Here is a 20,300-nt window from a genome sequence, read left to right as displayed (position 1 = left end):
GCGCGTCCCAGGGCAGGGAGGAGACAACTACGGAGATCCTCAATGAAAACCGCGATCACGCCCGCCGACATGGCACCGCCCTTTGCCCGCTACAGCCACGCGATCGAGGTTCCGACGGGGCACCGCCTGGTCGTCTGCTCCGGCCAGCTCGGCATCGATTCGCAAGGGGAGGTGCCTGCCGACGTCGAAGGCCAGACGCGCCTTTGCTTCGAAAACATCCGCCGTATCCTGACGGCGGCCGGCATGGACCTTTCGGACATCGTGCGGATCAACGCCTACGTCACGGGCCGCGAGCATCTGCCCGGCTACATGAAGACGCGCGACGAGTTCACCGGCTCACCGCCGCCCGCCTCTACCTTGATGATCGTCTCGGGCTTCGCCAGACCCGAATTCGTGGTCGAGGTGGAAGTGATCGCGGCGGCCCCGCCAAAGTGATTCGCGCGCAACGCCGCAGGAGCCCGTTGCCGGGTATTTGCCCCCTCTGCTAGGGTCGAGCTCGCGTCCGACCGTTTTCGGGCCCGGCGCCGATTATGCAACCCTTCCCTGTGCGGAACTCGGGCGGCCTCGGGCCGCTATCCAAGCCTCCAGGTCGACCCGACGACAGGACGTACCTTCATGCGCATGTGGATCAAGGACCCGCTCGCAATCCTTGCCGACAACGCCGCCCGCGGCATCGTGGTGGAGGATGGTCGCATCACCGAATGCGTGCCGGCCGGACAGGACCCCTCCCGCCCGGTGGATCAGATCTACGACGCCTCGGCCGAGGTGGTCATTCCCGGTCTCATCAACACGCACCACCATTTCTTCCAGACGCTGACGCGGGCCCATCCCAGCGCCATTAACAAGGAGCTGTTTCCCTGGCTCCAGGCGCTCTATCCGATCTGGGCCAGAAACGTCACGCCGGAGACCTTTCGCCTCGGAACGCGCCTTGCCCTCACCGAATTGCTGATGTCGGGCTGCACCACCGCTTCGGACCATCACTACCTCTTCCCGGCCGGGCTCGAGAACGCGATGGACATCCAGGTGGAGGAGGCCACGCGGCTCGGCATCCGCATGACGGTGACGCGCGGCTCGATGAACCTCAGCCAGAAGGACGGCGGCCTGCCGCCGGACACGGCCGTCCAGGACGAGGACACGATCCTTGCCGACTGCGAACGGGTCCTGTCCCGCTATCACGACACGTCCGAAGGCGCGATGATCCAGGTGGCGCTCGCCCCGTGCGCACCTTTCACCGTCACCAAGCGGCTGATGCGCGAGAGCGTGACGCTGGCCGAGCGCTTCGACTGCCGCCTGCACACGCATCTGGGCGAAACCATCGACGAGGACGATTACTGCCTGCACCACTTCCAGTGCCGGCCCGTCGATTATCTTGAGGAATGCGGCTGGCTCAACGAGCGTGTCTGGCTGGCGCATGGCATCCATTTCAACGACGACGAGGTGCGGCGCCTCGGCCATGCCTGCGTCGGCGTCTGCCATTGTCCGACGTCCAACATGACGCTGGCCTCCGGCCAGTGCCGGACGAAGGAGTTGGAAGCCGCCGGTTGCCCTGTCGGCCTCGGCGTCGACGGCTCGGCCTCCAACGACAATTCCAACCTGATGGAAAGCCTGCGTCACGCCCTGATGATCAACCGGCTGACCTACGATGCGGCCTCGGTGACCCATTTCGACACCTATCGCTGGGCAACGGAAGGTTCGGCCCGCTGCCTGGGCCGCAAGGATCTCGGCTCCATTGCGGTGGGAAAGCAGGCCGACCTTGCCTTCTACCGGCTGGACGAGCTGCGCTTTTCCGGCGCCGGAGACCCGCTCGCCGCGCTGATCCTGTGCGGGGCCCATGCCGCGAGCCGGGTGATGGTCGCCGGCGACTGGAAGGTGATCGACGGCCGCCCCGTCCACATGGATATCGAACGCTTGCGCGCCGAGCATGGCGCCGCAGCCAAGCGCTTCCTCGAAGCGCTTTGACTGCCGGCCTTGCCGGGCCCACATGACCGGAGGCCGGGCACCACTGCCCGGTCTTTTCGCCTTCGGCCCTTCCATGCAACATGGGTCGCCACGCAAACGAGAGCTGCAAAGACATGACCGACCTGCCCCGCCGCTTCTGGCACGAGATGACCGCCTTCGACTTCGCCAACGCCGACACCTCGTCGTGGATCGCGGTGCTGCCCGTGGCGGCGATCGAGCAGCACGGCCCTCATCTGCCGGTCTTCACCGACACCTGCATCGCCGAGGGCCAGATCTCGCGTGTGCTGGAGCTGCTGCCGCGCGACGTGCCGGCGACGTTCCTGCCTGTTCAGGCCGTCGGCAAGTCCAACGAGCACATCTCCTCGCCGGGCACGCTGACGCTGTCCTGGGAAACGGCGACCCGCGCCTGGATCGAGATCGGCGAGAGCGTGTTCCGCGCCGGCGTACGCAAAATGATCCTCGTCACCTCCCATGGCGGCAACGTGCCGCTGATCGACATCGTCGCGCGCGAGCTTCGCGTGAAGCACGACATGTTGGTCACCGCGACCGGCTGGTCGCGCTTCGGTCAGCCGCATGACCTTTTCCCGGCCGAGGAATTCACTTACGGCATCCATGGCGGTGACATCGAGACGTCGCTGATGCTCTATCTGCGCCCGGATCTGGTGCACATGCGCAAGGCGGAGGACTTCCGCTCCACTCAGCTCGACTTCCTGCGCGAGTTCAAGCACCTGCGCGGCCACGGGCCGGCCCAGTTCGGCTGGAAGGCACAGGACCTCAACCCGGCAGGAACGGTCGGCAATGCCACCGCCGCCACGGCCGCCAAGGGCGAGGCCTCGCTCGACCATGCCGCGCGCGGCTTCGTCGACCTGCTCAAGGACATGCACGCCTTCGACCTCGACCGGCTGTGGAAGCCGGACGGCGAAATCTGAGGCGGAACTTCAGCGCAAGGTCGCCCAGGACGTCGGGTCGAAACCGATCAGCCAGCGATCGCCATCGTGATAGATCGGCCGCTTGATCGCCGACGGATTGTCCAGCAGCACGGCCAGCGCCCCGGCCTCGCCGGCGGCTTGAGCTTTCGTCTCGTCCGGCAGCTTACGCCAGGTGGTCCCGCGCGTGTTGACCACCGCTTCCCATCCGAAGGCCTCGAAAAAGGACCGCAACAGGCCTTCGTCGACGCCGGCCTTCTTGTAGTCGTGAAAGGTGTAGGCGATGCCGTTCTCATCGAGAAAACGGCGAGCCTTCTTCATCGTGTCGCAATTGGCTATACCGTAGAGCATGGCGGCCATGGTCAGGGTTCCTGACAGGAGGGGTCGGCGAGACATCGCCAAGGGTCGCCGCAGGATGGGCGACCAGCACTTGCAGCGTCAAGGCCGGGCTCCCTAAGACATGACCTTCCCGCAAAATGCGGGACGAGCGGACGGCGGCTTGAATGGCACAGAAGAAGACGTCCGCACCGACGGACGGACAGGGAATCCGGCAGCGGCTCAGGCTGGGGAGCGGCCTCGTCCTGCTCGCCTTCGCGTTCAGCCACTTCGTCAATCACATGCTCGGCATCTGGTCGCTCGAGGCGATGGAGGCGGGGCGGCGGGTTTTTCTCGCCGTCTGGCGTAGTCCGCCCGGCGAAGCCCTGCTGCTGTCTGCCCTTCTGGTCCATGCCTCGCTCGCCCTGTGGAAGACTGCGCGCCGCCGAAGCCTGCGCCTTTCCGCTTGGCAGTGGGCGCAGCTCCTGCTCGGGCTGGCCATCCCCTTCCTGCTCATTCCGCACGCCATCGGAACGGGCGGGCTTGCCCACCAGTTCGGCTATGAGGACACCTACCGCAACGTGCTCACGGTCCTGTGGCCGGGGCTGATCTTCAATCAGACCGTCTTGATGCTGCTGGTCTGGCTGCACGGCATGATCGGCTTGCATTTCTGGCTGCGCCTGAAGTCGGGCTACGCACCCTTCAAGCCGCTTCTTTTCGCTCTCGCGCTGCTGGTGCCCGTCCTTGCGACCTGGGGCTGGACGGATGCGGCCCGCCGGCTGCGCCTGACGGAGAACCCGCCCTTCCCCCTGACGCAGGAAATGACCAGCTGGTCCGATCCGCTGGTCACGCTGCTGCGCAACGGCTTCTATGCGCTGGTTGCCCTCGTCGTCCTCGTCATCGTCCTCAGGGCCCTTGCTCGCCGCTCGCGCCGGACCATCGAGATCACCTATCCGGGCGACCGGGTGGTGAAGGTCGCGCCCGGTCCGACCTTGCTGGAAATCAGCAAGATGAACGGAATTCCCCATGCTGACGTGTGCGGCGGCCGTGCCCGCTGCTCGACATGCCGGACCCGCATTCTCGACGGCCTCGACACGCTGCCCGACCCGTCTGCGACCGAAGCGAAGGTACTCACCCGCATCAGCGCAGGCGAGGACATTCGCCTTGCATGCCAGGTGCGACCGGAAGCTCCGCTGAAAGTCCAGCCCTTGGTGCCGGCAAGCGGCGCGGTGCGGGTCGCTGGATCGGACGGCGACGCCTATCACTGGGGCGTCGAGCAGCCGGCGGCGATCCTGTTCGTCGATCTGCGGAATTTCACCGACCTTGCGGAGCACCGGCTTTCTTACGACGTCGTCTTCCTCCTCAACCGCTATCTTGGCGAGACCGCCAAGGCCGTCGAAGCCTGCGGCGGCTATGTCGACAAGTTCATCGGCGACGGTGTCATGGCGATCTTCGGCATGAAGGACGGGCTGCAGGCCGGCTGTCGCAACGCGCTCGCTGCGACAAACGCCATCGCGGAAACCATGGAGCGGCTGAATGTCGAGCTCGGACCGCAGCTCAGCGCACCGCTCAGGGTCGGAATGGGCCTGCATGCCGGGCCAGTGATCCTGGGACGCATCGGCGCCGTGAGCGGCAACGGCGCCAGCGCCCGGATCACCGCGCTCGGCGACGTCGTCAACATCGCGAGCCGGCTGGAAACGGCAACGAAAGAACTGGGACACAGCCTCGTCGTCTCGAGCGCCGTGCTGGAGGCCGCCGGCTACACATGCGATCTGGCAGGCAGGACCGAGATCGCGGTCAGGGGCCGGCGCGAGCCGCTCGATGTTTTCGCTCTCGACCCGCCCGCCCGGCTGGTCGATACTCTCGCCCGACCCGCCTTTCCTTCCGCCTGAACCAGGTCATTCTCCCCATGTCGCGACAGTATTCTTCTCAGGAAATGCTTGCCCGTCTCGTTGCCTTCCCGACGGTTTCCGCCAACAGCAATCTCGATCTCATCGATTTTGTCGAGACCTATCTGGCAGGGCACGGCATCGCCTCCCGGCGCGTGCCGGACGCCACCGGCACCAAGGCCGCACTGCACGCCGTGATCGGTCCGCACAAGGACGGCGGCGTTGCCCTGTCAGCCCATACCGACGTCGTGCCCGTCGAAGGGCAAGCCTGGAGCAGCGACCCGTTCATCCTGCGCGAAGCCGATGGCCGGCTCTACGGCCGCGGCACTTGCGACATGAAGGGCTTTGCCGCCGTGGCGCTGGCCGCCGTGCCGCAGATGGTCGCCGCACCGCTGACCCGCCCCATCCACATTGCCCTGTCCTACGACGAGGAAGTGGGCTGCGTCGGTGCGCCTCCGATGATCGATTCGATGCTGCGCTCCGGCCCCCGGCCGTCGATGGTGGTGGTCGGCGAGCCCAGCAACATGCGCGTCATCACCGCGCATAAGGGCACTGCGGTCATCCGTGTGACCGTGCGCGGACACACGGTTCACTCCAGCCAGTGGGAACGCGGTGTCTCGGCGATCGCCTATGCCGCCCGTATCATCTCCTGGCTCGACGACCGCACCCGCGAGAACCAGCGCGCCGCCGACCCGGCCCTTGCCATGGAGCCGCCCTTCACGACCCTTCATTGCGGCGTGATCGAGGGCGGCACTGCGGCGAATATCGTCTCGCGCTCGTGCTCCTTCTTCTGCGACATCCGCACCATCCCCGGCGACACGCGGGAAGTCTGGCTGGAGCGACTGGAAACCTTCATCCGCACCCAGATCGAACCGGGCATGCATGCCGTCCACGCCGACACGGGAGTGACCATCGAGAAGCTCGCCTACGCTCCCGCGCTCAGCGAGGAGCAGGACGGGCCGGCCGAAGCGCTGGCCCGCCGGCTTACCGGAGACAACGGCCGGCATATGGTCGTCTATGGCACCGAGGCCGGCCAGTTCCAGGAGCGCGGCATTTCCGCGGTCGTCTGCGGCCCGGGTTCGATCGACCAGGCTCACCAGCCCGACGAATACATCGAGAAGACGGAGATCCTAGCTGCGGACGGGTTCGTCTCGCGGCTCATTGCCGACATGTGCCGTTAGGGCAGTTCGTACCGGCCTGCCCGCGAGATAGGCAGGTAATCCACAGGCGCCTTGCGGTTGTATGCGAGGTGCCTTGCGGGCTTTCCGTCAGGAACCGTGCGGGCATGGGGCGAGACTTCCGCTACGACTTCCGCAATTCCTCTCTTTCGTGTCCAGCACATGCTGGACTGTCGCTTTCGACATTGCTTAGATGCAATCTGGTGATCCGCGAAAATGCGGCACATCGGGTCGGCACCGGCCTCTCAGGTCGGCGCCGGAGGAGCCCGAGACAACGATAAGTCATGAGGGGACTATGCGCATCAAATCGACAATAGCTGCGGCGGCGCTCATCTCGTCGCTGCTGGGAACGACTGCATCGGCGGAAACGCTCCGCTACGCCTTTCAGGGCACGTTGAACCAGCTCGATCCCTATTCCCTGAACGAGACCTTCACGCTCGGCACGCTCGGCAATGTCTACGAGGGCCTGACCCGGCGCGCTCCCGATCTGACGATCGAACCGGCCCTGGCGGAGCGTTGGGAAGTCCTCGAGCCGACCCGCTGGCGCTTCTACCTGCGCAAGGGCGTCAAGTTCCACAACGGCAACGACTTCACGGCCGACGATGTTGTCTTCTCCGCCGAGCGCATCCGCTCCGAAGGATCGGACCTCACCACCCGCATCGGCGCCGACGTGAAGGTCGAGAAGGTCGACGACCACACGGTCGACTTCGTGCTGACCGGGCCGAATCCCATTCTCCATTACGAATGGGACACCTGGTACATCATGGACAAGGAGTGGACCGAGGCGAACAACGCCACCAAGGTGACCTCGGCGTCCGATACTGCCCCGAACTACGCCTCGCTGCATGCCAACGGCACGGGTTCCTACAAGCTCGTCAGCCACGAGCCCGGCGTCAGGACCACGTTCGAGAAGAACGAAAACTGGTGGGACAAGGTCGCCGGCAACATCGACAAGGTCGAATTCACGCCGATCGGCTCCGACGCGACCCGCGTGGCGGCTTTGCTGTCCGGCGAGCTCGACATGGTGTTCCCGATCCCGGTGCAGGACATCAAGCGCGTAGAGGACAGCCCGCAGACCAAGGCGCTCACCGGGCCGGAGCTGCGCACGATCTTCCTCGGCTTCGACCAGAAGCGCGACGAGCTGCGTTATTCCAGCGTGAAGGGCAAGAACCCGTTCCAGGACGTGCGGGTCCGCAAGGCCTTCTACCAGGCCATCGACATAGACGCGATTCGCGACAAGGTGATGCGCGGTCTGTCGACCCCGTCGGCCCTGCTGATCTCGCCGTTCCAGTATTCGCGTTCGGAAGAGTTCAAGCGTCATCCGTATGACCCGGAAGCCGCCAAGGCCCTGCTCGCCGAAGCCGGCTATGCGGACGGCTTCTCGGTCGGCATGGACTGCCCGAACGACCGCTACGTCAATGACGAGGCGATCTGCCAGGCGGTAGCCTCCTTCCTCGCCCGTGTCGGCATCAAGGTGGATCTCAACGCCCAGCCCAAGGCGCAGTACTTCGCCAAGGTACTCGCCTCGAACGGCTACGACACCTCGTTCTACCTGCTCGGCTGGACCCCTGGCTCCTTCGACAGCTGGAACGTGCTGCACAACATCACCGGCTGCCGCGACGACAAGGGCAAGGGCGGCCCCTTCAACCTCGGCGGATACTGCAATCCGAAGGTGGACGAACTGGCGGCCCAGATCCTGGTCGAGAACGATCCGACCAAGCGCGACGAGCTGATCGCCCAGGCCTTCACCATCGTGCATGAGGACGTGTCGCACATCCCGTTGCACCAGCAGGCCCTGGCCTGGGGTGTTGCCGAGAATGTGGACGTCGTACAGCGCGCGGACGACCAGTTCCACTATCGCTGGGTCGTGAAGAAGTAACATCGGCGTCCTGCCGGTTCTGCAGCCCGGACCTTGGTGCCGGGCTGCAGCCTTTTTTCGGCGATCCCCGCCCGACGGCACAAGGGATCCGCCGGAGCGAAACCGGAACCGACGGCCAAAGGCCGAGGCACCTGACGCAGAGGCCCCATGCTCGCCTTCACAATTCGCCGCCTCCTGCAGGCCATACTGGTTATGCTTGTCGTGGCCCTGATCTCGTTCACCCTGTTCCGTTTCGTCGGCGATCCCGTCAACCAGATGGTTGGCGTCGAAACCACACCGGAACAGCGCGAAGCCCTGCGCGAGCGTCTCGGTCTCAACGATCCGATCCTCGTCCAGTTCGGCCGCTTCATCGCCAAGGCGGCGCAGTTCGATTTCGGCACCTCCTACCAGTTCCGCCAGCCTGTCGCCGAACTGATCGGCCGCCGCCTGCCGGCGACCCTGGAGCTCTCCTTCGTCTCGGCCGTATTCGCTCTGCTCGTCGGCATCCCCATGGGCGTCTATACAGGCCTGCACAGAGACAGCTGGCTATCGAAACTGTTCCTGTCGATCTCGCTGATCGGCATCTCCCTGCCTACCTTCTTCATCGGCATCCTGCTGATCTTCGTCTTCGCTGTGACCTTACAATGGCTGCCGAGTTTCGGGCGCGGCGACGTGGTGCAACTGGGCTGGTGGTCGACAGGCCTGCTCACCTGGAGCGGCATAAAGGCGCTGATCCTACCTGCCATCACCCTCGGTCTGTTCCAGATGACGTTGATCATGCGCCTGGTGCGGTCGGAAATGCTGGAAGTGATCCGCACCGACTACATCAAGTTCGCCCGTGCCCGCGGCCTGCGCCAGCGCAGCATCAACTTCCGCCACGCGCTCAAAAACACCCTGGTTCCGGTCATCACCATCACCGGCCTGCAGCTCGGCTCCATCATCGCCTTCGCCATCATCACCGAGACGGTGTTCCAGTGGCCGGGCATGGGACTGCTCTTCCTGCAGTCGGTGCAGAATGTCGATATCCCGATCATGGCCGCCTACCTGATGCTGATCGCCTTCCTGTTCGTGACCATCAACCTGATCGTCGACCTGCTCTACTTCCGCGTCGACCCGCGCCTGCGGGTCGAGCGTGCAGCGCACTAGGAGGCGATCATGACCAATGCCCCCGACGAGAGCGCGATCAAGCTGGAGGCCGGCAGCCGCAGCAGGTGGTCGCGCATCCTCGACAGCGACATCATGCACTCCTTCCTGCGGTCGAAGGTCACGATCCTGTCTGCGATCGTGACGCTGCTATTCCTGTTCGGCGCTGCCTTCGCGCCCTGGATCGCTCCGCACAACCCCTTCGATCTTGCGACCATCTCGATCCTCGATGCACGGCTTCCGCCGATCGGCATGGAATATTCCGATCCGAACTATCTGCTGGGGACAGACGACCAGGGCCGCGACGTCTTCTCGGGCATCCTCTATGGCGCCCGCATTTCCATCGCCGTCGGTTTCCTGTCGGTCTTCTTCGCCGCCATTGTCGGCGTGCTCCTCGGGCTGATCGCCGGCTATGTCGGCGGCAAGGTCGACGCGGTGATCATGCGCGTGGCCGAGGTCCAACTGACTTTTCCGGCAATCCTGATCGCCCTGCTGGTCGACGGCGTCGCCCGTGCCACGTTCGGTAACCTCGACCGGGAACGCTTCGCGTTCTGGATCCTGGTCTTCTCCATCGCGCTGTCCTTCTGGGTGCAGTTCGCCCGTACGGTGCGCGGCTCGACCCTGGTGGAGCGCAACAAGGAATATGTCCAGGCCGCCCGGCTGATCGGCATTCCGCCCTTTCTGATCATGATCCGGCATGTGCTGCCCAACGTCATCGGGCCGGTGCTGGTGATCGCAACGATCAATCTGGGCCTTGCCATCATCACCGAAGCGACACTCTCCTTCCTCGGCGTCGGCATTCCGCCCACCCAGCCTTCGCTCGGAACGCTGGTGCGCATCGGCAACGACTTTCTGTTCTCGGGCGAATGGTGGATCGCGATGTTCCCGGGCTTTGCGCTCGCCGTGCTGGTGCTGGCGGTGAACCTGTTGGGCGACTGGCTGCGCGACGCCTTGAACCCGAAGCTGCGTTGACATGAACACGGACAGAGACGGCTGATCATGATGAGACACCCCCTGCTTTCCGTGAAGGACCTGCGGGTCGAATTTCCCACCCGCCGCGGCGCGCTGACGGCAATCGATGGAATCTCGTTCGACCTGCGCGAGGGCGAGGTACTGGGTGTCGTTGGCGAATCCGGCGCCGGAAAGTCGATCACCGGCACAGCGGTGATCGGCCTGCTCGAACCACCGGGCCGCATTGCCAGCGGCGAGATCCGCCTGAAGGGCGAGCGCATCGACAACCTGCCGCCGGCGGCCATGCGCAAGCTGCGCGGCAAGCGCATCGGCATGGTGTTCCAGGACCCGCTGACCAGCCTCAATCCGCTCTTCACCATCGGCGACCAGATCATCGAAACGATCATGACGCACCTGCCGGTCTCCGAGCGGGAGGCCCGCGACCGGGCGGTGGCGCTGCTGGAGGAAGTCGGCATTCCGGCGGCCGGACAACGGCTGTCCGCCTATCCGCATCAGTTCTCGGGAGGCATGCGCCAGCGTGTCGTAATCGCTCTTGCCCTGTGCGCCGAGCCGGAACTGGTGATCGCGGACGAACCGACCACCGCCCTCGACGTGTCGGTGCAGTCGCAGATCATCCGCCTGCTGCAGCGCGTGTGCCGCGACCACGGCACGGCGGTGATGCTGATAACCCACGACATGGGCGTCATCGCCGAGACCGCAGACCGGGTGGCCGTAATGTATTCCGGCCGCATCGCCGAGATCGGTCCGGTCAGGGACGTGATCAAGTCCCCGAGCCACCCCTATACGATCGGCCTGATGGGCGCGATTCCCTCCCTCACCGGCGATCACGACCGGCTGACCCAGATCCCCGGCTCGATGCCGCGTCTCGATTCCATTCCTCGGGGCTGCGCCTTCAACCCGCGCTGCTCGCTGACGATGGATCGCTGCCGTGTCGAGCGACCCGATCTGATACCTGCCGGCGACAGCCACGCCGCCTGCTGGAAACTGCTGGAAACGGAAGGGGCAGGTCGATGAACACGGTCATGCAGCACGCCACTGCGGAAAGCGGTGCCGTCGTCGAGGTCCGCTCGCTCTCGCGCACCTTCGACGTGTCCAAGCCGTGGCTGAACCGGGTGCTGGAGCGATCGCCGAAGGCCTTCCTCAAAGCTGCGCAGGACATCTCCTTCTCCATCTCGAAAGGCGAGACCTTCGCGCTTGTCGGCGAAAGCGGCTCAGGCAAGTCGACCGTCGCCAAGATGGTCGTCGGGCTGCTGGAGGCGAGTGCCGGCGAAATCCGCATCGAGGGCGTCGACATGCGCTCGCGCCGCCAGTCGGGGCAGGAGATGCGCGAGCTGCGCCGGCGCATCCAGATGATCTTCCAAGACCCCTATGCCAGCCTCAACCCACGCTGGCGGGTCGACCGGATCATCGCGGAGCCGATCCGCGCCTTCAAGCTGGAGAGTTCCGAAGAGGCGATTTCCGCCCGTGTCGGCGAGTTGCTCGAGTTGGTGCGCCTGCACCCGCGCGACGGCGCCAAATATCCGCACGAGTTCTCCGGCGGGCAACGGCAGCGCATCTGCATTGCCCGGGCGCTGGCCTCGAAGCCCGAGTTCCTCGTGTGCGACGAGCCGACCTCGGCGCTGGACGTCTCCGTGCAGGCGCAGATCCTCAACCTGATGCGCGACCTGCAGGACGAGTTCGGGCTGACCTATCTGTTCATCAGCCACGACCTTGCCGTCGTCCGGCACATGGCAAAGCGCATCGGCGTGATGTATCTCGGCCGCCTGGTCGAGGTGGCGGAAAGCCGCGAACTCTTCCGCAATCCGCGCCATCCCTATACGCGGATGCTGCTGGCAGCGATCCCCGACCTCGATATGACGGGAACCCCGCGCCGCCCGGTCGAAGGCGAAATCCCCAACCCGATCAATCCGCCGAGTGGCTGCGCCTTCCATCCGCGCTGCCCTCTCGCCAATGATCGCTGCAAGCGCGAACTGCCCTTGCTGCAGGACATGGGCGGCGCCGGCGTCGCCTGTCATGCAGTGGAGGAAGGGCGGACCTGACCTCTCTCCGCCCCTCTTGACCTTCCAGCGACTGGAAGGACTATACCCGTTGCCGACACAATCGGAGCCTCTCCCGGCCCTCTCGCCGGACGGCGCTCCTGCAACGGAGAACAGCGGATGACACAGGCCGCCCTTGAAACGCATGACGCGCTCCCGGCCTCGACACCCGGCACACCGCCTTTCGTCCATCTCGATATCGGCGGTATGACCTGCGCGGCGTGCTCGGCACGGATCGAGAAGGTCCTCGGCCGCAAGCCCGGCGTGTTGCGCGCCACCGTCAACCTGCCCCTGGAGACGGCCGTGGTCCAGACAGACGGTAGCGTGACGCCCGCCGATATCATCTCCGCCGTAGAGGCAACCGGCTACACCGCCAGCGAACGCTCCACCGGCTGGCAGGAAGAAAAGCGCCGGCAGGACGAGACGGACGCCCGCATCCGCCGCGACGAGCGGCGCACGTTGCTGCTTCTGCTCTTTTCCGCCCTGATGTCGGCCCCGATGGTCGCCTCGATGGCGGCGGCCCCGTTCGGCGTGATGCTGATGCCGCCCGGCTGGGCGCAGGCGATCCTTGCCGGATTGGTGCAGGTTCTGGTCGGTCGCAGGTTTTATGTCGGCGCCTGGAAGGCGCTTGCCGGCGGCGGCGCCAACATGGACGTGCTCGTGGTCCTCGGCACCACTGCCGCCTATGGCTACAGCCTGGTCCTCACCGTGATGGCCTGGCCGCAGGAACCCGGCCACCTCTATTTCGAGGCGTCCTCGGTCATCCTGACGCTGATCCTGTTCGGCAAACTGCTGGAAATGCGCGCGAAGCGCACGACAACAGCCGCCATCCGCGCCTTGAGCGATTTGAAACCCCAGGTCGCCCACAAGATCGCGGGCGACGACATCGAGACCGTACCGGTCGAGAGCCTGTTTCCGGGCGATGCCATTCTCGTGCGTCCCGGCGAACGCGTACCGGTCGACGGCACCGTGCGCGACGGCGCCAGCGAAGTGGACGAAGCGCTGCTTACCGGCGAGAGCATGCCGGTTGCCAAGGCCATCGGCGACGAAGTCATCGGCGGCACGATCAACGGGTCGGGCGCCCTGACCGTCGAGGTCACCGCCGTTGCCGGAGACAGCAAGCTCGCCTCGATCATTCGCCTCGTGGAAAATGCTCAGAACTCGCGCGCTCCGGTACAGAAGCTGGTGGACAAGGTTTCCGCGGTCTTCGTACCCGTCGTCGTTCTGGTCGCACTCGCCACTTTCGCGGGCTGGTGGTTCTCCGGTGCTGGACTCGATGCCGCCATCGGCGCGACCGTGGCGGTGCTGGTCATCGCCTGCCCCTGTGCACTCGGCCTCGCGACCCCGACGGCGCTCGTTGCAGGAACGGGCGCGGCGGCGCGCGCCGGCATCCTGATCCGCGACATCGAGGCGCTGGAGACGGCCCATTCAGTCAACACGGTCGTGTTCGACAAGACCGGCACCCTCACCCGGGGCACCCCTGCGGTCACCGACATCCGGGCGTTCGACGGCAACCAGAACCGGCTGCTGCTGATCGCGGCGAGCGCCCAGTTGCCGAGCGAACATCCGTTGGCGGGAGCCATCGTCGCAGCCGCACGCGAGCGTGGCCTGGACCTCTCGCGTCCGGCAAATTTCCGCGCCATCGCAGGCCAGGGAATCGTGGCCGACATTGCCGGCGAACAGGTCCTGATCGGCAATCGCCGGCTGTTCGAGACCCATTCGATCGACACCTTCCTCGTGCAGCAGATCTTCCGGGAATTCGAGGCCCAGGGGAAGACCTGTGCCGGCATTGCTGTCGCCGGCCGGGCCGTCGGCGTGATCGCAATGGCCGATACCTTGCGGGAGGAGACGCCGGTCGCCTTGCGGCGCCTTGCCGCCATGGATGTCGAGACGGTCATGCTTACCGGCGACACGGAAGCCGTGGCACGAGCGGTCGCGGCCGAGGCCGGTATCGGCCGGGTGATCGCCGGCGTTGCGCCCGAAGGAAAGGCAGAGACAGTCTCCGAACTCACCAGCGCCGGCCGCACCGTCGCCATGGTCGGCGACGGGGTCAACGATGCGCCCGCGCTCGCGGCAGCCAGCGTCGGCATTGCCATGGGCAGCGGCACGGAAGTGGCGATGGAGACCGCCGGCATCACCTTGATGCGCTCCCGTCCCGATCTCGTGGCCGATGCGATCGACATTTCCCGCGCAACGGTTCGCAAGATCCGCCAGAACCTGTTCTGGGCCTTCGTCTACAATGTGGTCGGCATCCCGCTTGCCGCACTCGGCATGCTGACACCGGCGCTTGCCGGAGCGGCGATGGCCCTGTCGTCGGTCTCCGTCGTCACCAACGCGGCATTGCTGCGCCGCTGGCGGGCGAAAGAGAACCAGAAATGACAGTGTGGCCGTTGGCTGCGTCATATTGTAATACAAATAGAACAGCCAACGGCCCGGAGACAAGAATGACCGCCAGAGACCCCAAACGCCTTCGTTCGCGCGCCTGGTTCGACAATCCCGAAGATCCGGGCATGACGGCACTCTATATCGAGCGCTACCTGAACTACGGCCTGACACGCGAGGAACTGCAATCCGGCAAGCCGATCATCGGCATTGCCCAGACGGGGTCCGATCTCTCGCCCTGCAACCGCCACCACATCGAACTGGCCAAGCGGGTGCGCGAAGGCATCCGCGAAGCCGGCGGCATCTGTTTCGAGTTTCCGGTTCACCCCATCCAGGAGACGGGCAAGCGGCCGACCGCCTCGCTCGACCGCAATCTCGCCTATCTCGGCCTGGTGGAACTGCTCTACGGCTATCCCATCGACGGCGTGGTGCTGACCATCGGCTGCGACAAGACCACCCCCGCCTGCCTGATGGCGGCGGCGACCGTCAATATTCCCGCCATCGCCCTGTCGGTCGGACCGATGCTCAACGGCTGGCATCGGGGCGAGCGCACCGGCTCCGGCACCATCGTCTGGAAGGCGCGCGAGATGCTGGCCGCCGGCGAGATCGATTATGCCGGCTTCATGGATCTGGTCGCCTCCTCGGCCCCCTCCGTCGGCTATTGCAACACGATGGGCACGGCGACGACGATGAACTCGCTGGCCGAGGCGCTCGGCATGCAGTTGCCCGGCAGCGCGGCCATTCCCGCCACCTATCGCGAGCGCGCGCAAGTGGCCTACCAGACGGGTCTGAGGATCGTCGATATGGTCTGGGAGGATCTCAAGCCCTCCGACATCATGACCCGTGAAGCCTTCGAGAACGCCATCGTCGTCAACTCGGCCATCGGCGGCTCGACCAACGCGCCGATCCATCTCAACGCGGTCGCCCGGCATCTTGGAGTGCCGCTCGACAACGACGACTGGCAGCGACTCGGCCACGATGTTCCGCTGATCGTCAACATGCAGCCGGCCGGCGAATATCTCGGCGAGGACTATCATCATGCCGGCGGCGTGCCGGCGGTCGTCGGCGAGTTGATGAAGGCGAACCGCCTGCCGCATCCGCAGGCGCTGACCGTCAACGGCAGGAGCCTCGGCGACAATTGCCGGGAGGCGGAGAACCTCGATACGCGGGTCATCCGGCCGGTAAGCGATCCGCTGGTCGACAAGGCGGGCTTCCTGAACCTGAAGGGCAACCTGTTCGACAGCGCGATCATGAAGACAAGCGTGATCTCGAAGGAGTTCCGCGATCGCTATCTGTCAAACCCGGACGATCCAGACGCCTTCGAGGGACGGGCCATCGTCTTCGAAGGGCCGGAGGATTATCATCATCGCATCGACGATCCGGACCTTCAGATCGACGAACATTGCCTGCTGTTCATCCGCGGCACCGGCCCGATCGGCTATCCGGGCGGCGCGGAAGTGGTCAACATGCAGCCGCCTGCCGCTCTCATCAAACGCGGCATCCACGCCATGCCCTGCATCGGCGACGGACGCCAGTCCGGTACGTCCGGCTCGGCCTCGATTCTCAACGCCTCCCCCGAGGCAGCGGCCGGCGGCGGCCTCGCCCTGCTGAAAACCGGCGATCGAGTCCGCATCGACCTCAGGGCCTGTACGGCCAACATCCTGATCCCGGACGAGGAACTGGAACAGCGGCGCGCCGAGCTTGCCGCTGGCGGCGGCTTCGCCATCCCGGATCACCAGACGCCGTGGCAGGAGATCCAGCGCGGCATTGTCGACCAGTTCGACAAGGGCATGGTGCTGAAACCGGCGATCGCCTATCGCGATATCGCCGCCTCCAAGGGATTACCGCGCAACAATCACTGAGCGGGGCGTGTGGTCGCCGAAACCTGAATGCACTTGACGATTACGTAAGCGTCATGATTGGGTGCAGCCAACGAAGGTTCGGCGACAGGAGGACATGGAACATGACGATGGATGAACTGACGGAGGCCGTGCGCGGCAAGGTGGCCGGTGGCGGCATCTCCGACAGCGTGAAATTCGACTGCGGCGATGCGGGCGTCATCTATGTCGAGGGCGCAACCGTCTCCAACGAGGACAAGGACGCCGACTGCACGATCTCCATCTCGCCGAGCGACCTTGCGGACCTGCTGGCCGGCGAGCTCAATCCGACCACGGCCTTCATGACCGGCAAGATCAAGGTTGCCGGCGACATGAGCGTTGCGATGAAGCTGGGCAGCATCGTCTGACCGCCAGCTGCCAAGTGTGCTGCCTCAACCAAAAGAAAGACCCCGGCGATGGAACCATCGCCGGGGTCTTTGCTGTTGCGGCCTTGCCGGACCTCGGGGTCAGCCCGTGCGGGTGACCAGTTCCGGCCCCATCAGCGAGTAGGGCAGCCAGGTCGACAGCGCCGGCACATAAGTCACCAGGATCAGGAAGATGAACAGGATCAGCACGAAAGGTGCTGCCGCCCGCACCACCTGAACGAGGCTCATGCCGGTTATGCCTGATGTGACGAACAGGTTGAGGCCGATGGGCGGCGTGATCATGCCGATCTCCATGTTCACCACCATGATGATGCCGAGATGGATCGGATCGACCCCGAGCGCCATACCGATGGGGAACACCACCGGAGCAACGATCAGCAGCAGGCCCGACGGCTCCATGAACTGGCCGCCGATCAGCAGCAGGATGTTCACGGCGATCAGGAAGGTGAACCAGGTGAAGCCCGCGCCGATCATCCAGTCAGTGATCGCCTGCGGAATCCGCTCGGCCGTCAGGGTGTGAGCGAAGAGCAGCGCGTTGACGATGATGAACATCAGCATCACCGTCGTTTTCGACGCGTCGACCAGCACCTTGCGCGTGTCGCTGTGGACGCAACCCGGCAGGAAATAGACAACCGTCAGCCAAACGTTGCGCCCCACCGCCGCGGGCAGGGACTCCCCGTCCCTGCGCATCGGGACGCCCTTGAGCGGCCCCATGTCGCGATAGATGAAGATGGCGATCAGGAACGAATAGACCGCAGCCACCGCCGCAGCTTCCGTCGGTGTGAAGATGCCGCCGTAAATGCCGCCGAGGATGATGACGATCAGCAGCAGGCCGAAGCCCGCCTCGCCGGCCGCCGAGGCGACCTCGCCCAAACCGCCGAACGGCTGCTTGGGCATGTTCTTGATGCGCGCGTTCACGTAGATCGCAACCATCAGCATCAGACCGGCAACAAGGCCCGGAATGACGCCGGCCAGAAACATGCGGCCGACGGACACGTCAGTCGCAGCCGCATAGACCACCATGACGATGGACGGCGGAATGAGAATGCCGAGCGTGCCCGCATTGGCGATGACACCGGCGGCGAATTCCTTCGTGTAGCCGACCTGGCGCATGCCGGCGATGGCGATCGTGCCAATCGCGACCACGGTTGCCGGCGAGGAGCCGGACAGTGCGGCAAAGAGCATGCACGAGAAGACCGCCGCGATCGCCATGCCGCCGCGCAGATGACCGACGCAGGCGATGGCGAAGCGGATGATGCGCCGGGCGACGCCACCTGTCGACATGAAGGCCGAGGCGAGAATAAAGAAGGGAATCGCCAGGAGCGTGTAGTTCTGCGAGGCCGTGAACAGCTGCAGGGCAACCGAGGACATGGAGTCCTGGGAGAAGAAGGCGATCGTCAGGACGCTGGACAGGCCCAGCGCGATCGCGATCGGGACGCCGAGGAACAGCAGCCCGAGCACCATGATGAAGAGAACACCGGCTTCCATGGCGGGATCAGTCCTTCAGCACGTTTTTGTTTTCGGCAACGAGCTCTTCCGCTTCGTGCGCTGCGATCATCATCTCGCGCTTGCCGGTGGCGATCTGCCAGACGGCCTGGGCACAGCGGAAGGCGAAAAGGGCCAGTCCCACGGGCAGGATCAGATAGGCGATCCAGCGCTGCACGCGCTCCTGGGTGCCGAACATCTCCTGAACCAGCTCCGGGTAGCGCAAATCATCGAGACCAATGCCGATACGATACATGCGCGACCAGTAGTCGATAGCGCCGCCGCGCGTGCTGATGCCGAGCCATTGCAGCCAGTCGGAATGCAGCAGGATGACCGCATAGGCCACACCGCAAAGCGCGCCGAAAATCGCGAAGATGCGGAAGATCGGCGCCGGGAACAGGCGAATGACGGCATCGACGCCCAGATGCGTGCCCATCTTCACCCCGTAGCTCATGCCGAAAAGAATCAGCCAGGCAAAGAGAATGCGGGTGAGTTCGAGCGCTCCGGTCCAGCCGGAATTGAAGCCGTAGCGGGCAACCACCTGAGTGAAGGTCACGATGGTCATCGCCGCGAGCAGAAGCGCGATCACGTTCTCCTCGAAGCGCGTGACCCAATTGTCGACGCGTTGCATCGCTTCCCCCAATGTGTCTGTTTTGTCGGGAACGAGGGCTGGAAAGCTCCCGGTCGGGCGCAAGGGGCAAGGCCCTCGTCCTGCGCAACCGCCGGGAGCGATCCGATAGGCCGAACCGCCCGCGAACCCGAGGGTACGCGGGCAATCCGGATCAGTGTCAGCTGGGGTTGTTCGAAGCCTGGGCAGCCTCGATCAGCTCTTCGCCGATATCGCCGCGGAACTTGTCCCAGACCGGCTTCATGGCATCGACCCAGGCCTTCCGCTGCTCCGGGGTAAGCTCCCGGATCTCGCTGCCGGCATCCAGGATCTTCTGGCGGTTTTCGGCTTCCTGGCCGGCGACGGCAGCATTGGCGGCGACCGTGACCTCGTTGACGATGGTCAGGAACTGGTCACGCACATCCGGCTCGAGACCGCTCAGCCACTCGTCGGACGTGACGAGCAGATAGGCCAGCAGCTGGTGGTTGGTCTCGGTGATGCCGTCCTGCACCTCGAAGAACTTCTGAGTGTAGATGTTGGACCAGGAGTTCTCCTGACCGTCAACGACACCGGTCTGCAGCGCGCCATAGACCTCCTTGAAGGCCAGCTTCTGGGCATTCGCACCCATGGCGGCGATCATGGCCTCGGCAACGTCCGACGTCTGGATGCGGAACTTCAGCCCGGCAGCGTCCGTCGGCAGCAGCAGCGGCTTGTTGGCCGAGAACTGCTTCATGCCCGAGCTCCAGTAGCCCAGGCCGACGAAGCCTACATCGGTCATCGAGTTCAGCAGCTCCTTGCCGGGCTCGCTAACCGCGAAGCGATCGATCGACGACAGGTCGTTGAACAGGAACGGCAGGTCGAAGAGGCGATACTTCAGCGTATAGGCCTCGAACTTCGACAGGGACGGGGCCGCGAGCTGCACGTCGCCGAGCAGCAGGGCTTCCATCACCTTGTCGTCGTCGAAGAGCTGCGAATTCGGGAACACCTGCATGCAGGCCTTGCCATTCATCTCCTCGTTGACGCGCTTGGCGAGCAGGGTCGCCGCGTCGCCCTTGGGATGGCCGGAGCCGGCCACCACATGGCTGAACTTGATGACCATCTCGCCATCGTCGCAATCGGCGAGAGCCGGAGCGGCGAAGGTGAGGCATGCGGCAGCGACCGCAGCCGTTGCGAACTTTTTCATGGATGTCCTCCCAGACATGTTTTGCCGCGCCAGGGCGCGCGGACAGGTGATCCGGCAAGAGGTGCCGGTTTATTCGCGTCCCACAATTAGCAACATGCGTGCCA

The 20,300-nt window shown here is 64.9% G+C and carries 17 protein-coding genes; 13 read left to right on the top strand and 4 right to left on the bottom strand.

Annotation, left to right across the window (positions count from 1 at the left end; translation table 11 throughout):
• Positions 1-42 precede the first annotated feature (42 nt).
• From MNI96_RS03605 to MNI96_RS03595, 3 genes are all read left to right on the top strand, one after another.
• Positions 43-435, top strand: a complete 393-nt coding sequence (locus tag MNI96_RS03605) for a RidA family protein (RefSeq protein ID WP_249690479.1) — start codon at positions 43-45, stop codon at positions 433-435.
• 180 nt (positions 436-615) lie between these two features.
• Positions 616-1,959 carry an 8-oxoguanine deaminase gene (locus tag MNI96_RS03600; RefSeq protein WP_249690478.1) on the top strand — a complete coding sequence of 448 codons (1,344 nt, stop codon included), beginning with the start codon at positions 616-618 and terminating at the stop codon, positions 1,957-1,959.
• A 113-nt stretch (positions 1,960-2,072) separates the two neighbouring features.
• Positions 2,073-2,888 carry a creatininase family protein gene (locus MNI96_RS03595; RefSeq protein ID WP_249690475.1) on the top strand — a complete coding sequence of 272 codons (816 nt, stop codon included), beginning with the start codon at positions 2,073-2,075 and terminating at the stop codon, positions 2,886-2,888.
• Between the two features lie 9 nt (positions 2,889-2,897).
• Here the strand turns inward: MNI96_RS03595 and MNI96_RS03590 are convergent, their stop codons facing one another.
• On the bottom strand, positions 2,898-3,245 hold the full coding sequence (locus MNI96_RS03590) for an ArsC family reductase (protein WP_249690473.1): 348 nt from the start codon (positions 3,243-3,245) through the stop codon (positions 2,898-2,900).
• Positions 3,246-3,388: 143 nt separating this feature from the next.
• On the opposite strand from MNI96_RS03590, the gene MNI96_RS03585 reads away from it, so the two are divergent.
• The 10 genes from MNI96_RS03585 to MNI96_RS03540 all read left to right on the top strand — a co-directional run bounded on the left by MNI96_RS03585 (position 3,389) and on the right by MNI96_RS03540 (position 16,903).
• Positions 3,389-5,092 (top strand): adenylate/guanylate cyclase domain-containing protein, encoded by a 1,704-nt coding sequence (locus MNI96_RS03585; RefSeq protein WP_249690471.1) that lies wholly within the window; start codon positions 3,389-3,391, stop codon positions 5,090-5,092.
• Positions 5,093-5,109: 17 nt separating this feature from the next.
• Positions 5,110-6,270, top strand: a complete 1,161-nt coding sequence (argE, locus tag MNI96_RS03580; protein WP_249690470.1) for an acetylornithine deacetylase — start codon at positions 5,110-5,112, stop codon at positions 6,268-6,270.
• Positions 6,271-6,562: 292 nt separating this feature from the next.
• On the top strand, positions 6,563-8,146 hold the full coding sequence (locus MNI96_RS03575) for an ABC transporter substrate-binding protein (protein WP_249690468.1): 1,584 nt from the start codon (positions 6,563-6,565) through the stop codon (positions 8,144-8,146).
• Positions 8,147-8,293: 147 nt separating this feature from the next.
• On the top strand, positions 8,294-9,271 hold the full coding sequence (locus tag MNI96_RS03570) for an ABC transporter permease (protein WP_249690466.1): 978 nt from the start codon (positions 8,294-8,296) through the stop codon (positions 9,269-9,271).
• 9 nt (positions 9,272-9,280) lie between these two features.
• Positions 9,281-10,240 (top strand): ABC transporter permease, encoded by a 960-nt coding sequence (locus MNI96_RS03565; protein WP_249690464.1) that lies wholly within the window; start codon positions 9,281-9,283, stop codon positions 10,238-10,240.
• Positions 10,241-10,270: 30 nt separating this feature from the next.
• Complete coding sequence (locus MNI96_RS03560; RefSeq protein WP_249691347.1) at positions 10,271-11,254, top strand: ABC transporter ATP-binding protein; 984 nt, start codon at positions 10,271-10,273, stop codon at positions 11,252-11,254.
• Positions 11,255-11,262: 8 nt separating this feature from the next.
• Positions 11,263-12,279 (top strand): ABC transporter ATP-binding protein, encoded by a 1,017-nt coding sequence (locus MNI96_RS03555; RefSeq protein ID WP_249691345.1) that lies wholly within the window; start codon positions 11,263-11,265, stop codon positions 12,277-12,279.
• Positions 12,280-12,396: 117 nt separating this feature from the next.
• The gene (locus tag MNI96_RS03550) at positions 12,397-14,655 is read left to right on the top strand and encodes a heavy metal translocating P-type ATPase (protein WP_249690462.1); all 2,259 of its coding nucleotides are present in this window, start codon (positions 12,397-12,399) and stop codon (positions 14,653-14,655) included.
• Between the two features lie 65 nt (positions 14,656-14,720).
• Positions 14,721-16,520, top strand: coding sequence for an IlvD/Edd family dehydratase (locus MNI96_RS03545; RefSeq protein WP_249690460.1), 1,800 nt, complete (start codon positions 14,721-14,723; stop codon positions 16,518-16,520).
• A gap of 101 nt (positions 16,521-16,621) precedes the next feature.
• Entirely contained in the window at positions 16,622-16,903 is a 282-nt protein-coding gene (locus tag MNI96_RS03540) for an SCP2 sterol-binding domain-containing protein (RefSeq protein ID WP_249690458.1), read from the top strand.
• A 99-nt stretch (positions 16,904-17,002) separates the two neighbouring features.
• On the opposite strand, the gene MNI96_RS03535 is transcribed toward MNI96_RS03540, so the two are convergent.
• From MNI96_RS03535 to MNI96_RS03525, 3 genes are all read right to left on the bottom strand, one after another.
• On the bottom strand, positions 17,003-18,409 hold the full coding sequence (locus tag MNI96_RS03535; RefSeq protein WP_249690456.1) for a TRAP transporter large permease: 1,407 nt from the start codon (positions 18,407-18,409) through the stop codon (positions 17,003-17,005).
• A 7-nt stretch (positions 18,410-18,416) separates the two neighbouring features.
• Entirely contained in the window at positions 18,417-19,037 is a 621-nt protein-coding gene (locus MNI96_RS03530) for a TRAP transporter small permease (RefSeq protein ID WP_249690454.1), read from the bottom strand.
• A 157-nt stretch (positions 19,038-19,194) separates the two neighbouring features.
• A complete protein-coding gene (locus tag MNI96_RS03525) occupies positions 19,195-20,196 on the bottom strand; it encodes a DctP family TRAP transporter solute-binding subunit (protein ID WP_249690452.1) in 1,002 nt (333 codons plus the stop codon).
• Positions 20,197-20,300: the final 104 nt, after the last annotated feature.

Origin of the sequence: Stappia sp. WLB 29 (assembly GCF_023507705.1) — a bacterium.
Taxonomy (GTDB): Bacteria; Pseudomonadota; Alphaproteobacteria; order Rhizobiales; family Stappiaceae; genus Stappia.
This window is presented reverse-complemented; position numbering and strand designations above follow the sequence as displayed.

Coding starts and splice junctions, on each gene's coding strand:
- MNI96_RS03605 (WP_249690479.1), top strand. CDS start 43: ATGAAAACCGCGATCACGCCCGCCGACATGGCACCGCCCTTTGCCCGC.
- MNI96_RS03600 (WP_249690478.1), top strand. CDS start 616: ATGCGCATGTGGATCAAGGACCCGCTCGCAATCCTTGCCGACAACGCC.
- MNI96_RS03595 (WP_249690475.1), top strand. CDS start 2,073: ATGACCGACCTGCCCCGCCGCTTCTGGCACGAGATGACCGCCTTCGAC.
- MNI96_RS03590 (WP_249690473.1), bottom strand. CDS start 3,245: ATGGCCGCCATGCTCTACGGTATAGCCAATTGCGACACGATGAAGAAG.
- MNI96_RS03585 (WP_249690471.1), top strand. CDS start 3,389: ATGGCACAGAAGAAGACGTCCGCACCGACGGACGGACAGGGAATCCGG.
- argE (WP_249690470.1), top strand. CDS start 5,110: ATGTCGCGACAGTATTCTTCTCAGGAAATGCTTGCCCGTCTCGTTGCC.
- MNI96_RS03575 (WP_249690468.1), top strand. CDS start 6,563: ATGCGCATCAAATCGACAATAGCTGCGGCGGCGCTCATCTCGTCGCTG.
- MNI96_RS03570 (WP_249690466.1), top strand. CDS start 8,294: ATGCTCGCCTTCACAATTCGCCGCCTCCTGCAGGCCATACTGGTTATG.
- MNI96_RS03565 (WP_249690464.1), top strand. CDS start 9,281: ATGACCAATGCCCCCGACGAGAGCGCGATCAAGCTGGAGGCCGGCAGC.
- MNI96_RS03560 (WP_249691347.1), top strand. CDS start 10,271: ATGAGACACCCCCTGCTTTCCGTGAAGGACCTGCGGGTCGAATTTCCC.
- MNI96_RS03555 (WP_249691345.1), top strand. CDS start 11,263: ATGCAGCACGCCACTGCGGAAAGCGGTGCCGTCGTCGAGGTCCGCTCG.
- MNI96_RS03550 (WP_249690462.1), top strand. CDS start 12,397: ATGACACAGGCCGCCCTTGAAACGCATGACGCGCTCCCGGCCTCGACA.
- MNI96_RS03545 (WP_249690460.1), top strand. CDS start 14,721: ATGACCGCCAGAGACCCCAAACGCCTTCGTTCGCGCGCCTGGTTCGAC.
- MNI96_RS03540 (WP_249690458.1), top strand. CDS start 16,622: ATGACGATGGATGAACTGACGGAGGCCGTGCGCGGCAAGGTGGCCGGT.
- MNI96_RS03535 (WP_249690456.1), bottom strand. CDS start 18,409: ATGGAAGCCGGTGTTCTCTTCATCATGGTGCTCGGGCTGCTGTTCCTC.
- MNI96_RS03530 (WP_249690454.1), bottom strand. CDS start 19,037: ATGCAACGCGTCGACAATTGGGTCACGCGCTTCGAGGAGAACGTGATC.
- MNI96_RS03525 (WP_249690452.1), bottom strand. CDS start 20,196: ATGAAAAAGTTCGCAACGGCTGCGGTCGCTGCCGCATGCCTCACCTTC.